Consider the following 14327-nt stretch of genomic DNA (forward strand, 5'->3'; position numbering starts at 1 on the left):
CATGTTCGGGCGCCGCGCATTGATCGCGGCGCTCGTGCTTCTCGCCGGCAGCATCGTTGCGAAGGCAGGCTCCGAGAGACCTGCGGTCCGCACGCTCTCGCCCGCGGGGCTGGCGAAGGTTTCCGACTACATCCGCAACGAGGTCGCTACCGGCAAGATTCCCGGCGCCATTCTGCTGCTTCAGCAGCACGGCAAGCCGGTCTATTACCAGAATTTCGGCGTCCGCGACGTCGCGACCGAGTTATCGATGAGCGCGGATACGATCTTCCGCCTCTACTCGATGTCGAAGCCGGTCACCTCAGTCATGGCGATGATGCTGGTCGAGGAGGGCAGGCTTACGCTCGACGATCCCGTCGCAAAGTACATTCCGGCCTTTGGCGGGATGAAGGTTGGCGTCGAGAGGAAGGCCGAGGACGGCAAGGTTGCGCTGGTGCTGGAGCCGGTGAATCGCCCGGTCACGATCAAGGACCTGATGCGTCACACCTCGGGGCTGCCTTACGGCTATCAAGGCGGCGGCGCGGTGCGCGAGCTCTACGCGGACGCCAATCTCTTCAACAGCGAACTCACCAACGCCGACTTCGTCGCGAAGATCGCCGCGCTGCCGCTGGTCGAGCAGCCGGGCACGGTGTGGGACTACGGCTTTTCCACCGACGTGCTCGGCCGCGTCATTGAGGTGATCTCCGGAAAGACGCTGCTCCAGTTCGAGAAGGAGCGGCTGCTCGATCCGCTTGGGATGACCGAGACCGCGTTCTTCATCGCCGATTCCGCCAAATTCCCGCGCATCGCCGAGCCGATGCCTGGGGATCGCAACATCAATCCGACAACGCAGGTCCGCGACATCAAGCGGCCCACGAGATGGGAATCGGGCGGCGGCGGCATGGTCGGCACGATTGGCGACTATGCCCGCTTCGCACAGATGCTGCTGAGTGGCGGCACCTATGACGGCCGGCGCTATCTGAAGCCAGAGACCATCGCGCTGATGGCCTCGGATCATATCGGGCCGGATGCGAAGATCGCGCGCGACCAGAACTATTATCCGGGCGGATCTTCCGGCTTTGGTCTCGGCTTCGCCGTGCGCACCTCGGTACCCTCTGGAACGGCGTGGCCGCTCGGCGAATATCGCTGGGACGGCGTCGGGGGCACGTTCTTCTTCATCGATCCCGCGGACGATCTGTTCGGGATCTTCATGGTGCAGACCCCGACGCAGCGCGGCCGGATTCAGCTGGCGCTGAAGACGCTGATCTATCAGGCGATGGGGCGGTGAATCGCCGATCTGTTTGTAGCCCGGATGAGCGCAGCGACATCCCGGATCCCTGCGCGTGAAGTCCCGGGTATCGCTGCGCTCACCCGGGCTACGGGACTTACGCTCCGCGCACGATTTCGCGCACGTAGCCGATCGTCTCCTCGATCTGACTCGCGTTGACGTCGAGATGGGTGCAGGCGCGGATGCGACCGTCCATCATTGCAAGCGTCACGCCGCGCTGGCGTAGCGCCGCGACCATCTTGTCGCCGGGAATGCCGGCACCATCGGGCTTGAAGAACACCAGGTTGGTCTCGGGCTCCTGCACCTCGATTCCTGCGATCTGCGACAGACCGCGGGCGAGCGCGCGCGCATTGGCGTGATCGTCGGCAAGCCGCTCGACGTGATGGTCGAGCGCGTAGATGCAGGCCGCGGCACAGATTCCGGCCTGTCGCATCGAGCCGCCGAGCCGCTGCTTCCACTGCCAGACCGCATCGATGAAGGCGCGCGAGCCCGCCAGCACGCCGCCGATCGGCGCGCCCAAGCCCTTCGAGAAGTCGATCCAGGCCGAATCCCAGCCCGCGGTCATGTCGCGCGGCGAGATGCCGCTCGCGACAGTGGCGTTGAGCAGGCGCGCGCCGTCCATGTGGGTGACGAGGCCATGTTGTTTCGCGATCGCGACGATCTCGTCGAGCGCAGCCTTCTTCCAGATCGTGCCGCCGCCGATATTGGCGGTCTGCTCGACGCTGACCACCGTCTGTGGCGGCTGGTAGCGCGTGCGCGGATGCAGCGCTCTGCGAAAGGTCTCCGGCGTGAACTGGCCGTCGGGTCCCTTCAATTGCGTGACTTGAAAGCCGCCGATCGCGGCATGCGCGCCGCCCTCGCGCGCGATGATGTGGGCGCTCTCATGGGCGAGGATCTCGTCGCCGGGGCGGCAATGCACCAGCGTCGCGGTGACGTTGCACATCGTGCCTGACGGCATGTACACGGCGGCTTCCTTGCCGAGCAACTCGGCGACGCGCTCGCACAGCGCGTTCACGGTCGGATCGTCGCCGACCTGCTCGTCGCCGACCTCCGCCCGCGCCATCGCCTCGCGCATCGCAGGTGTCGGCTTGGTCTGCGTGTCCGAGAGCAGATTGATGCGCACCGGCGGCGCTTTGGGGTCGATCGGGGGAGGGGTGTAGAGCATGCGACGCCTCCTGAAGGCAAACGGCCAATGAAGTGTGGCTCTTAAGCAAAAAGGCCCCGGCGAACCGGGGCCTTTCGATATTCAGATCTTAGCGCGAATAGAATTCGACGACCAGATGCGGCTCCATCTGCACCGGGAACGGCACGTCGGAGAGGTGGGGGATGCGAATGTATTTCGCGGTCATCTTGCCGTGGTCGACTTCGAGATAGTCGGGGGTGTCACGCTCGGAGAGCTGGCTGGCTTCGAGGACGTGGGCGAGCTGCTTCGAGGCTTCCTTGACCTCGATCACGTCGCCGATCTTGACCAGATAGCTCGAGATGTTGACCTTGCGGCCGTTCACCTTGACGTGGCCGTGGTTGATGAACTGGCGCGCGGCGAAGATCGTGGAGACGAACTTGGCGCGGTACACAACCGCGTCGAGACGGCGCTCGAGCAGGCCGATCAGGTTCTCGCCGGTGTCACCCTTGAGGCGGCTGGCCTCGACGTAGATGCTGTGGAACTGACGCTCGGAGATGTTGGCGTAATAGCCCTTCAGCTTCTGCTTGGCGCGCAGCTGCACGCCGAAGTCGGAGAGCTTGCCCTTGCGACGTTGGCCATGCTGGCCGGGGCCGTATTCGCGGCGGTTCACGGGGCTCTTCGGGCGGCCCCAGATGTTCTGGCCCATACGGCGATCGAGTTTGTACTTCGCCTCACTGCGCTTAGTCATCGCGTCCTCTTCAGGTACATGGTTTGAGGAAACGCGCCCTCCTGTGTGACGGGCTAGCCCGGCACTGACAGGTCCGATCCCCAAAGCTTAAGGGACGGGACCGCGGGTCGCGAAACGCTTCGCGGGCCGAAATCGGCCCGCGAGCAAGCGGCTTTTAGGGGGATTTGGGGCTCGCTGTCAATGCGAATGCCTGAAATCACGTCCCGACCGCCCGGATCGGCTTGGGGCCCGCCGCCTGCAATTCGGCAGCGATTTCAGTGTTCAGGACCTGTTCCAGCCGGGTCAGGACCCGGGCGATTGGGGCGCCATCGGTGACCCGGTGATCCCAGCGGATTACGACATGGATGGTCTGATCAGGCCCGACCACCCCATAGCTGACGATGAAAGGCCCCGGTGTGATGGGGTGAAGCTCGCCGCCGCCATAGGCGGCCACCGAGCTCACCGCGAAGCTGCCGAACCAGTTGCCGCGCTGCCGGCCGAAGTTCAGCCCCATCGCCCAGGACAGCCGCCGCAGCGGCAGCGGCAGGCGGGTGGCCCGCATGATCTTGCGGAACATGGGAATTTCGTCGATCGGGGCGGTCTTGGCGCGCCGGATCTCGGCGTCGACCGCAGCCAGCGTCATGGCCTCGGGAGCCGCGATTCGCTGCGGGATCACGCATTCCTCGCCGCCCTCGACCCGGGCAATGGCCACCGACGCCACGCTCGTCGGCAGCTCGTAGAGCGACGGCCAGGGCCATTTGGCATAGACGGTACGCAGGACCGGCTCGTCCCTGGCGACGAGGGCAAAAGCCTTGACGAACATGGCCGCCCAGCCGGCTGGCGCCATCGCGCCCGCGCGAGCCTCCAGCAGGGGGCCGATATCGAGCGAACGTGAAAGCGACACGAAGGGCACGCCCATCGAGGCGTGCATGAGGTCGATAATCAGGCGACGCGGCAGCGAAATGGTCTTGGGAGTCCCGCGCATCGCTCTTTGGTTTCCCCTGATTAAAGTTTGTGCAGCGAGCGGGGGTCCCGCTCGCCGCCTGCTCTAGCACGAACCAACGAGCTCAGGGCCGGTCGGTTCGCCGCATCAGGGCGCCGGCGAGGCCAGCGGCTTGGTCTTGTCGACGACGTAAACCCCAAGCACCTTCATAGCCTTATCGCCGTGGGCTTTGGCGTCATGCACGACGCCTGCCGGGATCTGGTAGGAATCGCCGGCTTTCAGCGTCTTTTCCGGCTGCCCGTCGATGAGGAGATTGAGTTCACCTTCGAGCACGTAGCCGGTCTCAATGCCCGGATGGGTATGGCGTCCGGCCGAGCCGCCCGCCGGGACTTCCGCGATGGCGGTGACGGTGTTGTAGCCATCCGGAAATTCGACCTTCTGGAGCGGGGTGCGCTTGATGCCGGGCTGCTGGGCGAAGGCCGCAACAGCGAGGCCGGTGAAGGCGACAGCGAGCAAAGTCTTTTTGAGCATGGTTTTTCCTCCCTGGAACGACTGAGCCTAGCAGCGCCGCTGTTCCCGGCAAGGTGGCAATCGGCTTCGCCGTCAGCGCTTGATCCCCTCGAACGCCGCCATGATGCCGCGCTGGAACAGCGACCAGTCGAAACCGAGTGCGATCGCACGGTAGCCGCGATCGACCAGGGCGTTGGCCTGGTCTGCGGTACGCGCCACGCCGCCGATCGGCACGCCGCTTCTGAGGATGCCGGCCTCGGCCCGCGCCACCAGCTCCAGCAATTCCGGATCGTCCATCTGTCCGCGCTTGTTGATGGAGGTGGCGAGATCGCCGGGGCCGATCACGGCGACGTCGATGCCGGGCGTGGCCATGATCTCGTCGATGCGGTTGACGGCGTCGACGTGCTCGATGGTGATCATGCAGATCATCTCGTCGTCGGCACTGGCCATGTAGTCCGGCATCGACTGGCCCCAGCGGAATGGCGCATGGAACGGACCCCAGAGCCGATCGCCGCGGGGCGGATAGCGCACGCTGCGCACCGCTTTCTCAGCCTCCGCGCGATTGGTGATCATCGGGAAATTGATGCCGAAGGCGCCGATGTCCATCGGTGCCTTCGCAAGCCATGGCTCGTTAGCCGCGATCCGCACCAGCGGTGTGCAAGGTGTGCCGGTGGTGGCCGCGATCATCGCATGAGCTTCGGTCAGTCCAATCGGCCCATGCTCGAGATCGACGATGATCCAGTCGAGTGAGCGCGCCATGATCTGCACGGTCTGCACGCTCGGGATCGTCGCGATGGCGCCGAAGGCGGGACGACCCTCGCGCCAGAGCTGGCGGAGACGGTTGAGCGGCGTGGTCGGGACGGACATGGGAAAGAACCTGCAGGAAACGACGACGGCGGAGCCTAGCAGCGCGCTGTCGAGGCGCAAGGTCAGGCCGGAATGCGGCCGCCGAAGAACGGCGTCAGCATGGCCGAAAGGCCATGCACGCGGTTCGAGGTGAAGATCATCTCGGCGCCGGATTGCGCGATGTCACCGGTGTGCGGGCCGAGCAGATCCGAGACGCGGCGGGCGATCGCGGGCGCCGGATCGATCCAGTCGACCGGCCAGGGCGCGAGCTTTTTCAGCCGGTCGAGCAGCAGTGGATAATGCGTGCAGGCTAGCACCACGGTGTCGGTGCGTGCGCCTGCGTCTCCGGCATCGCCGACGAAACACGGGGCGAGCTCGGCGAGGATGGCGTCGTCGCTGACGGGAGAGCCGCTGAGCTCGGCTTCAGCCAGCGCGGCCAGCTCGGGCGAGCCGACCAGTGTCACCTCGCAACCCTGCGCGAAATCGCGGATTAGCGCCTTGGTGTATTCGCGCTTCACCGTGCCCTTGGTGCCGAGCACCGACACGCGCCGGCTCCTCGACTGCGCGCAGGCCGGCTTGATCGCCGGCACAGTGCCGACAAAGGGCAGGGAATAAGCGGCGCGCAGATGCGATAGGACCAGGGTGGACGCCGTGTTGCAGGCGATGACGACGAGGTCAGGATCGTGCGTGCCGACCAATTCCCCCATCAGCGGCACCACGCGGGCGATGATCTCGTCCTCGCTGTGGTGGCCGTATGGGAAGAAGGCGTCGTCCGCGACGTAGACATAATGCGCGTCGGAGCGCGCGGCCACGACCTCACGCAGGACCGTGAGCCCGCCAAGGCCGGAATCGAACACCAGAATCGTCGGAGAATTGGTCACGTGATCACTCTAGCCCGACATGGTTACCATTCGGTTTTTGGGGCGGTTTTGCGGCAGGTGCGCTGAGGGCCAATTTGGAACGATTCAATTTCGCGATTGCCGCATGGTCCCGCTATCAGCTGCCGTACTGCGGTGCGGATAGGGACAGGCCCGCAAAACTCCGGAGAGCCGAGATGATCAGAAATACCAGTCACGGCTGGGGCAGCATTTCCCGATGGCTGCACTGGAGTCTGGCGCTGACCATCCTCGGCATGATCGGCTTCGGGTGGTGGATGAACCACATCCCGGCGCGTCCCGACCGTTTCTTCTACCGCTCGATCCACGCCGATATCGGCTACGTGATCCTGCTGCTCACGGTGCTGCGCCTGGTGTGGCGCCTCGTCAACCCGACGCCGACCATGCCGGCCGAGGCCTCGCGCTGGCAGAAGGTCGCGGCCTATGTCAGCCACGGTGCGCTCTACCTCGCCGTCATCGTCGTCACCATGCTCGGCTGGGCGCATTCCGGTGCGCACGCACCTGATTATTCGGATTTCTTCGGCCTGTTCCACGTGCCGCAATTCACCGCTCCCGACCGCGCGGCGGCGGGCGCCTATGAAGACCGCCACATCCTCTTTGCCTATGTGCTGCTCGCCTTGATCGCGGTTCACGTGATCGCCGCCCTGTGGCACCATTTCATCCGCCGCGACCGCGTCGTGGCGCGGATGGTGACGGACGAGGCGGGGTAGGGCGGCTTCGTGCTTCTGTTCGATCCGTCATCCTGAGGTGCGAAGATTGCGATGCGCATGCATCGCAATCGGAGCCTCGAAGGATGAGCGGCCGGATGCAGCCGGGCCGTCGCCCTTCGAGGGCCGCTGAAGAAGCGGCCACCTCAGGGTGACGGTTATGGAATGACATTGCTTCGACATCGCAATGACGGAGTATGATGCGGCGCCAAGTCTGATCAAACCCGCAACTCGCAGGAAGCCTCATGCTCACCGTCCATCATCTCGGCAAATCGCAATCCGAGCGTATCGTCTGGCTGTGCGAGGAGCTGGGGATTCCCTACGAGCTGAAGCGCTATACGCGCGATCCCGTCACCATGCTGGCTCCGGCCGAGTACAAGGCGCTGCATCCGATCGGGGCGGCGCCGGTGATCACCGACGGTGAGCTGGTGCTGGCGGAATCCGGCGCCGTCGTCGACTACATCGTGGCAAAATATGGCGACGGCCGACTCGTGCTCGGTCCCACTGATCCCGCCTTCGCGCAATTTCTGTATTGGCTTCATTTCGCCAATGGCACCCTGCAACCCGGCATGGGGAGGATGATGATCCTGAGCCGGCTTGATCTCGCCAAGGACAATCCGACCCTGCTCGCGATGAAGGGGCGTCTCGATCGGGCCTACGATCTTCTCGACGCAAGGCTTCGCGAGGCCGAATATCTTGCGGGCAGCGCCTTCACGACCGCCGACATCATGACGGTGTTCTCGCTCACCACGATGCGCTACTTCCAGCCCTATGACCTCCAGCGCTGTCCGGACGTGGTCAAATATCTCGGCCGCATCAGCGCGCGGGCGGGCTACCGGCGTGCGATGGAGAAGGGCGATCCGGGCATGGCGTTGCTCTTGGACTGAACGGCGGCGTGCAGGCTATCAAGCGATCCTGTTCGTGGTCGCCGTCCGCTCCGACGCCAGCTGCTTCTGCAAGCGATCGATGTTCTGCAGTAGCCGCTGGCTGGTCAGCACCAGGAAGTAGTAGCCGAACTGCGGATCCTGGAAGTAGATCTCGAGCAACCGGTCATAGGTAATCGTCAGCACCTGCCCGTCTTCGATGCATTCAATCGTTCCGGTGCGCCGGTTGCCCGGCGTGAGGAAGCCGAGCTCGCCCATCAGCGCGCCCGGCATGATCTCGATATTGATCTCCTTGACCAGGAATTTGCCGGTGACCGTGAGGAGCATCTCCTTGGCTGGATCGCCGAGTTTGAACAGCGTGTCGCCGCGGCGATATTTGCGTTCGGTCATGAACGGCTTGAGCCATTCGATCGACATGTCGCCTTCGGCCGCATGGCGCGCCTTCTTGACGAGCTTGAGCATCTGCCGCAGGCGCAAGGCGTTGATCGGTAGCAGCAGGAGATAGAGCAGGAAGGTCGAGACGTTGGCGGAGAGCGCGCCGAAGACGGCGAAGAACGCGCAGCCGACCATGTTGGCGACGCGCAGCGGCACCATGGTCCGCATCAGGAGCGTGGCGACGAAGAAGCCGGCCCCGACCGCGGCGAACATATTAGCCAGCGTGATGTTCTGGACGAAGATCTCCAGCATCCGATTGAAGATCGAGTCATAGGTGACATTGTTTGGATCGAGGCCCATCTGGACCAGGATCTTCGCGATCCTGAGGTTATCCGTCGCCGCCTCGAGAATGCGGTCGAGGATCGACGAAATGTCTGCGCTGCCGGACGGCATGGTACTATCCCCGGGTAAGGCCTTCAGTCACGGTCGTATTCTCGACACCTATAGCCGAAATCGAACGACGACCGCTTGAATGAGGCTTTCGGCCGCCGTGCCGCAAGAGGCAAATTTTAGCCTGATCGGGCGTTTCGGCAATTGCCTGTTTGGCGGTGCGTATGACCGTGGCGCGCCCGCGATTCGGGGGCCACCGGCTACGAGCCTAGGCGTGGTGGACCTCGGCGGCCGACGGGGCGGGGCGGGACCAGGCCTGGGCGTGGGGCGATCCCCCGCCTCAGGGCTTGGCGGGCGGCACGACCTGCTGCTCGACCAGGCCGAGGTGCCCCGGCAGCGAACCGGCGCGCAGCAGCATGGCGACGCTGTTTGCTTCCTCCAGGGTGAAATTGCCGGAGATCTGGCCAGAGCCGCCGGTGATGGGCTCGCGGATTATGGGGGCGGAGATCACCTTGCCGTCGAGCACGATGGCGAACGGCTTTGCGATATTCTCCTCGGTGATGTGGGCAAAGCGCCGCGTGCCGCGGCCGTTGAAGCGGAACGAGGCGATCGGCTCTTTCGTGGCGCTCGCAAATCCCGGGCCCGCATAGCTGATGTCGTCGCCGTCGAGCACGCTGTCCTTGACGACCAGATAAAGGCTCTTGTCCTTGAAGCCGGGCAGGACTTCCGTGCCTGTCGGCGGCGTGCCGGATTGCGCCTGCTCCGGCGGCATCGAGAGGTCGATCAGGCGGAAGCCGACCTTGACCCTTCGGGCGAAGACTGCGGTGACGCGCTCGGGCTCCATCACGCCGGGCAGGAAGATTCGGATGCGGTCGGTGCCATCGGGCTGGACGCTGGCGAGCTGGACGCCGGCCTCCTTCAGACGCTGCTCGATCATGGCGATGGCATCTTCGACGAGTTCGTGCAACCGCGCGGCGGATGCCGCATTGGTCGGCGCGAGCCTGACCAGTCCGTCGCCGCCGTCGGTCACGGCGAGTGCATGCGACGGCAATCCTTCCGCCGCTGACCCGAGCTTGCGCGCGAGTTGCTCGCGGCCCTTGACGTCGGCAATCTTCAACTCGACGCCGCCGTCGCGGATCGCAAGACCGGAGAAGGCGATCTTGCCCTCGCGCAGGTTCTTGTAGACGTCGTCGCGCAAATCCGTGACGACGCTCTCGCGCAGACCATCGGTGTCCACCTTGTAGACGATGCGTGACCCGCCAAGCTTCTCCATCTTGTCGCTGATGAAGGCCGAGATCTTGGCGCGCATCTTGTCGAGCTGGCCATCCTCCGCGAGCGCCGCGCGGGGCAGGGCCATCACCGATGTCATGATCACCGATGTCAAGATCCCCGTGGTGACGGCGAACGTGATGAACAGCCGGGTGGCGCAATCCCGCGGGGGCGTAGTCATGATCACCTCAAGTCTTGCGGCAGGGCGCTGGCAACGGGGCTGGCAAGGAAGCCGGCATGTGAGTCCGATGCCAGTTCTTGGTCCCCGGATCGGGCGCGCAGGTTCAAAGGCCTTTGCCAGAGCCCATTGTCGCCGACGGTAGGTCATGGACGAACGCCAAATCATCCATCATTCTGGCCCTGCTCGGCCGGCCAATCGGTCGAGGCCCGCCAAACCCCAAAGTCAAAAGACAGGGCGCGGGGACATGCATCTGAGGGAGGACGGAATTTCATGGCGGGCATCCACGCGCTCGATCGGCTCATCGGCAGCGACTATCCGGACCTGGCGACGGACGCCGAGGTTCGAGCCTTCGAGCAGGTCCCCTACGTCGATCGCGTCGCGGCCGAGAGCACTTACGACGCCATCAGACTGGGTGCGGGCCGTAACCCCGACGGGCCGGCAATCCAGTTCCTGCAAAATGCCGATCCGGCCGACACGCCGGTCGTGGTCGCATACCGCGACCTCATCGCGCGCGTCACGCAGGCCGCCAACATGTTTCACGCGCTGGGCGTCGAGAAGGGCGACGTCGTCAGCTTCATGCTGCCGCTGGTGCCCGACGCCTTCGTAACGCTGTTCGGCGCGGAGGCCGCCGGCATCGCCAATCCCGTCAACCCGCTGCTGGAGCCGCACCAAATTGCGGAGATTCTGGAAGCGGCGAACACAAAAGTCCTGGTGGCGCTCGGGCCGATGCCGGGCACCGACATCTGGCAGAAAGTCGAGCAGATCAGGCCGCAACTCAAGCATCTCAAGGCGATCGTACAGGTGTTCGGTGGCGGTGACCCGGGGAAGGGAGTCTTTGCTTTCAGCGACCTGATCAAGCAGCAGCCTTCGGACCGCCTGATCAGCGGACGAAAGATTTTGGGCAGCGACGTCGCCGCCTATTTCCACACCGGCGGCACCACCGGCACGCCAAAGCTGGTGCGGCACACCCATACCAACCAAGTCTATCAGGCCTGGGCGCTCAATCTGCTGCTGAAGTCGAAGCCGGGCGCCAACATGCTGTTCGGCATGCCGCTGTTTCACGTCGGGGGCTCGCTGACGCAGGTGCTGACGACGCTGTCGGCCGGCGGTTCGCTGGTCGTGCTGTCGCCTAGCGGATGGCGCAATCCGAATTCCGTGAAGAACATCTGGGGGCTGGTCGAGCGCTTCAAGCCGGAGGCGCTGTCGAGCGTCCCGACGGTACTCGCCGCGACGCTCGCTGTGCCGCCTGGCAATGCGGACATCTCCAGCCTGAAATATGCAGCCGGCGGCGGCTCCGCGATCCCGGTCGCGGTCGGGTCTGCAATCCAGGACAAGCTCAAGCTGCCGGTCGTCGAGGTCTACGGCATGACCGAGACATCGAGCGTTCACACGCTGGCCTATCGGTCGCGGCCGATCCGGCTCGGTTCGGTCGGCCTTCCCATGCCCTACGCGCGCGTCCGCATCGTCCAGCTCGATGGCGAGGGCAAGCTGATCCGCGACTGCGCGCCGGACGAGATTGGCGTCGTCATCATGGCCGGCCCAGGCGTGTTCGGCGGCTATCTCAACGACGAGCACAACAAGGGTGCCTTCGTCGATGAAGTCTGGGTCAATTCCGGCGATCTTGGCCGGCTCGATGCCGACGGCTATCTCTGGATCACCGGCCGCGCCAAGGATCTCGTGATCCGCGGCGGCCACAACATCGATCCGGCGCCGATCGAGGAGATCATGTTCCGGCATCCCGCCGTCGGCTTCGCCGCCGTGGTCGGCCAGCCCGACGCCTATGCCGGCGAGCTGCCGGTGGGCTATGTGCAGCTGAAGCCGGGCGCGACCGTCGAACCGGGCGAGCTGGAGACATGGGTGCGCGAGCGCACGCCGGAGCGCGCGGCTGTCCCGGTGCAGGTCATCCCGATCGATCCAATGCCGGTGACGGGCGTCGGCAAGGTGTTCAAGCCGCAGCTGCGCTGGGACGCAGCCCAGCGCGTGTTCACCAAGGTGCTGACACCGCTCACTGAGCGCGGCATCGACTGCAAGGTCAGGGTCGGCGCTCACGGCAGCCACGGTTCGATCGCCACTGTGACGCTGGCGGGCCTGCCGGCGGATCGGTACGAAGCGGTTGCGAGCGAGGTGCACGCACTGCTTGCACCGTTCGTGATGCGCCACGAGGTGGTGCAAATGTAACGGGCTCAACAGACGGCTTCGGCCGTCAGCTGCGAAAGCAGGGCGACGCTTCGCCGCATTATCCATACGCCCGATAGAGCCCCTATGTGACAAATATCACATAGGAAGCGTTGGCAATTGAGACATGGTCCGAATAGTCTCGTGGAATTGCATCCGGGGGGACGCAAGTGATTCCGTTTCGGATATTTGCTTTGTTGATTTTGGCCATTGGCCTCGCCTGCGGACCGGCCCATGCGGACCGGCGGGTCGCGCTTGTCATTGGCAATTCCACTTACAAGAGCGCGCCCAAGCTCGGCAATCCCGTCAACGATGCCACTCTGGTCGGCGGCATGTTCAAGAAGGCGGGCTTTGATTCCGTTGATGTCAGGCTGGATCTCAGTGCCAGCGAGATGCGGCGCATGTTGCGTGAGTTTGCCGGCAGGACGCGCGATGCCGACATGGCGGTCATTTACTACGCCGGCCATGGCATCGAGCTGGAAGGCACCAACTATCTTATTCCGGTTGACGCGACGCTGGAGACCGATGGCGACGTGCTCGACGAGACCATCCCGGTGGAGCGCGCGCTGTTCGCGGTGGAGCCGGCCAAGCAGCTGCGCCTGATCATCCTGGATGCCTGCCGCGACAATCCGTTTTCCAAGACCATGAAGCGGACGCTGGCCTCGCGCGCGATCGGAAGGGGGCTTGCCAAGGTCGAGCCGACCAGCCCCAACACCATGATTGCGTTCGCCGCGAAGGCCGGTTCGACCGCGTCCGACGGCGATTCCAGAAACAGCCCGTTCGCCGTCGCTTTGGTCGAGCACCTTCCGAAGCCGGGCCTCGACCTGCGCAAGGCGTTCGGATTCGTGCGCGACGACGTGCTCAAGAGCACCGGCTACAAGCAGGAGCCCTATGTCTACGGCTCGCTCGGCGGCGACGATGTACCGCTGGTGGCAATCAAACCGGCCGCGACCGGGCCGCAGGCCAGTCCGCAGGATTCTATTCGCAGGGATTACGAGCTCGCGCTGCAGCTTGCCACGCGCGACGGTTGGGAAGCCTTCCTGGCGCAATATCACGACGGTTTCTATGCCAACCTGGCTAAGGGCCAGATGAACAAGATCGCCGCTGAAGAGACGCGCGCGTCAGCCGAGCAGAAAGCGAATGCGGCCGAGCAGCAGAAGGCAAGGCTTATTGCCGAACGCGCTCAGAAGGCCGAGCAGGACAAGGCGGCCGCGGCGGCCAAAGCGGCCGAAGAGGCGCGGATCGCGGCGGAGAAGCAGAAGCAGATCGAGCAAGCAAGAGCGGACGCGGCGGAGCACCAGCGCAAGCTGGCCGAAGCTGCCGCGGCAAAAGCACAGGCCGAGAAGCAGGCGGCGGAGAAGGCCAAGGCCGAACTTGCCGCCAAGCAGGCCGCCGAGAAGGCGGAGCAGGCGGCAAAGCCGACGGCCGATCGGCAGATGCCTGAGGTCGAGCAAAAAGTTGCAGCTCTTGCGCCGGCGCCGGCATCCACATTGTCGGCGGCTGATCTGACAAAATCCGTGCAGAGCGAATTGCGCCGCGTCGGCTGCTTTGCCTCGGCTGCGGACGGCGACTGGAATTCAGCCTCGCAGCGCTCGCTGACACTGTTCAACAAATATGCCGGCACCCAGTTCGACGCCAAGCTTGCAAGCGTCGACGCACTCGACGCCCTGAAAGCGAAGCCCGGACGGGTCTGCCCGCTCATTTGCAATTTCGGCTCCAAGGCCGACGGCGATCAATGCGTGAAGATCACCTGCCGGGCCGGTTATCGCGTCGGTGACGACAACGAATGCGAGAAGGTGCCGGAGAAGAAGCCGGTCGCGACGCGCGAGGACGCAAAGAGGAGCGATCAGGACCGGAAACAGGCGGAATCTGCGACACCGAAGTCGCAAGCATCCGGTCAGATCGTCTGCGGCCAAGCAGGCTGCAGACCAGTCGCAAAGGGTTGCCGCCTTAGTTTTGTGCCCGGTCCAGGCAACGGAGTCACGAAGATTACCGGCGAGATTTGCAACTGACAAAACCGGGCCTTCCCACCGCCGC

At 64.5% G+C, this 14327-nt stretch carries 13 protein-coding genes; 5 read left to right on the forward strand and 8 right to left on the reverse strand.

Features of this window, described 5'->3' with window-relative positions:
* Window position 1 precedes the first annotated feature (1 nt).
* Window positions 2-1264, forward strand: a complete 1263-nt coding sequence (locus tag AC0L2F_RS12865; RefSeq protein ID WP_473248588.1) for a serine hydrolase domain-containing protein — start codon at window positions 2-4, stop codon at window positions 1262-1264.
* Between the two features lie 97 nt (window positions 1265-1361).
* Here the strand turns inward: AC0L2F_RS12865 and AC0L2F_RS12870 are convergent, their stop codons facing one another.
* From AC0L2F_RS12870 to murI, 6 genes are all read right to left on the reverse strand, one after another.
* The gene (locus AC0L2F_RS12870; protein WP_007612107.1) at window positions 1362-2429 is read right to left on the reverse strand and encodes a threonine aldolase family protein; all 1068 of its coding nucleotides are present in this window, start codon (window positions 2427-2429) and stop codon (window positions 1362-1364) included.
* An 88-nt stretch (window positions 2430-2517) separates the two neighbouring features.
* Complete coding sequence (rpsD, locus tag AC0L2F_RS12875) at window positions 2518-3135, reverse strand: 30S ribosomal protein S4 (RefSeq protein WP_007612106.1); 618 nt, start codon at window positions 3133-3135, stop codon at window positions 2518-2520.
* Window positions 3136-3331: 196 nt separating this feature from the next.
* Window positions 3332-4099 (reverse strand): hypothetical protein, encoded by a 768-nt coding sequence (locus AC0L2F_RS12880; RefSeq protein WP_007612105.1) that lies wholly within the window; start codon window positions 4097-4099, stop codon window positions 3332-3334.
* A gap of 105 nt (window positions 4100-4204) precedes the next feature.
* Window positions 4205-4588 carry a cupin domain-containing protein gene (locus tag AC0L2F_RS12885; RefSeq protein WP_473248589.1) on the reverse strand — a complete coding sequence of 128 codons (384 nt, stop codon included), beginning with the start codon at window positions 4586-4588 and terminating at the stop codon, window positions 4205-4207.
* Between the two features lie 72 nt (window positions 4589-4660).
* Complete coding sequence (locus AC0L2F_RS12890) at window positions 4661-5434, reverse strand: HpcH/HpaI aldolase family protein (protein ID WP_007612103.1); 774 nt, start codon at window positions 5432-5434, stop codon at window positions 4661-4663.
* A gap of 62 nt (window positions 5435-5496) precedes the next feature.
* Entirely contained in the window at window positions 5497-6294 is a 798-nt protein-coding gene (gene murI / locus AC0L2F_RS12895) for a glutamate racemase (RefSeq protein ID WP_473248590.1), read from the reverse strand.
* 173 nt (window positions 6295-6467) lie between these two features.
* Here murI and AC0L2F_RS12900 point away from each other — a divergent pair, with 173 nt between their 5' ends.
* Entirely contained in the window at window positions 6468-7019 is a 552-nt protein-coding gene (locus tag AC0L2F_RS12900) for a cytochrome b (protein ID WP_473248591.1), read from the forward strand.
* Between the two features lie 242 nt (window positions 7020-7261).
* Window positions 7262-7903 carry a glutathione S-transferase family protein gene (locus AC0L2F_RS12905; protein WP_063995777.1) on the forward strand — a complete coding sequence of 214 codons (642 nt, stop codon included), beginning with the start codon at window positions 7262-7264 and terminating at the stop codon, window positions 7901-7903.
* 18 nt (window positions 7904-7921) lie between these two features.
* Here the strand turns inward: AC0L2F_RS12905 and AC0L2F_RS12910 are convergent, their stop codons facing one another.
* Entirely contained in the window at window positions 7922-8728 is an 807-nt protein-coding gene (locus tag AC0L2F_RS12910; RefSeq protein ID WP_007612089.1) for a Crp/Fnr family transcriptional regulator, read from the reverse strand.
* A gap of 277 nt (window positions 8729-9005) precedes the next feature.
* Window positions 9006-10115 (reverse strand): SecDF P1 head subdomain-containing protein, encoded by a 1110-nt coding sequence (locus AC0L2F_RS12915; RefSeq protein ID WP_473248593.1) that lies wholly within the window; start codon window positions 10113-10115, stop codon window positions 9006-9008.
* A gap of 270 nt (window positions 10116-10385) precedes the next feature.
* Here AC0L2F_RS12915 and AC0L2F_RS12920 point away from each other — a divergent pair, with 270 nt between their 5' ends.
* Together AC0L2F_RS12920 and AC0L2F_RS12925 are read left to right on the forward strand one after the other, a co-directional pair.
* Window positions 10386-12293 carry an acyl-CoA synthetase gene (locus AC0L2F_RS12920; protein ID WP_473248594.1) on the forward strand — a complete coding sequence of 636 codons (1908 nt, stop codon included), beginning with the start codon at window positions 10386-10388 and terminating at the stop codon, window positions 12291-12293.
* 194 nt (window positions 12294-12487) lie between these two features.
* The gene (locus AC0L2F_RS12925) at window positions 12488-14302 is read left to right on the forward strand and encodes a caspase family protein (RefSeq protein ID WP_473248596.1); all 1815 of its coding nucleotides are present in this window, start codon (window positions 12488-12490) and stop codon (window positions 14300-14302) included.
* The last annotated feature ends 25 nt before the right edge of the window (window positions 14303-14327 follow it).

The organism is Bradyrhizobium sp. Ken64 (assembly GCF_055807555.1).

Coding starts and splice junctions, on each gene's coding strand:
- AC0L2F_RS12880 (WP_007612105.1), bottom strand. CDS start 4,099: ATGCGCGGGACTCCCAAGACCATTTCGCTGCCGCGTCGCCTGATTATC.
- AC0L2F_RS12890 (WP_007612103.1), bottom strand. CDS start 5,434: ATGTCCGTCCCGACCACGCCGCTCAACCGTCTCCGCCAGCTCTGGCGC.
- AC0L2F_RS12900 (WP_473248591.1), top strand. CDS start 6,468: ATGATCAGAAATACCAGTCACGGCTGGGGCAGCATTTCCCGATGGCTG.
- AC0L2F_RS12870 (WP_007612107.1), bottom strand. CDS start 2,429: ATGCTCTACACCCCTCCCCCGATCGACCCCAAAGCGCCGCCGGTGCGC.
- AC0L2F_RS12915 (WP_473248593.1), bottom strand. CDS start 10,115: ATGACTACGCCCCCGCGGGATTGCGCCACCCGGCTGTTCATCACGTTC.
- rpsD (WP_007612106.1), bottom strand. CDS start 3,135: ATGACTAAGCGCAGTGAGGCGAAGTACAAACTCGATCGCCGTATGGGC.
- AC0L2F_RS12920 (WP_473248594.1), top strand. CDS start 10,386: ATGGCGGGCATCCACGCGCTCGATCGGCTCATCGGCAGCGACTATCCG.
- AC0L2F_RS12905 (WP_063995777.1), top strand. CDS start 7,262: ATGCTCACCGTCCATCATCTCGGCAAATCGCAATCCGAGCGTATCGTC.
- AC0L2F_RS12865 (WP_473248588.1), top strand. CDS start 2: ATGTTCGGGCGCCGCGCATTGATCGCGGCGCTCGTGCTTCTCGCCGGC.
- AC0L2F_RS12885 (WP_473248589.1), bottom strand. CDS start 4,588: ATGCTCAAAAAGACTTTGCTCGCTGTCGCCTTCACCGGCCTCGCTGTT.
- AC0L2F_RS12910 (WP_007612089.1), bottom strand. CDS start 8,728: ATGCCGTCCGGCAGCGCAGACATTTCGTCGATCCTCGACCGCATTCTC.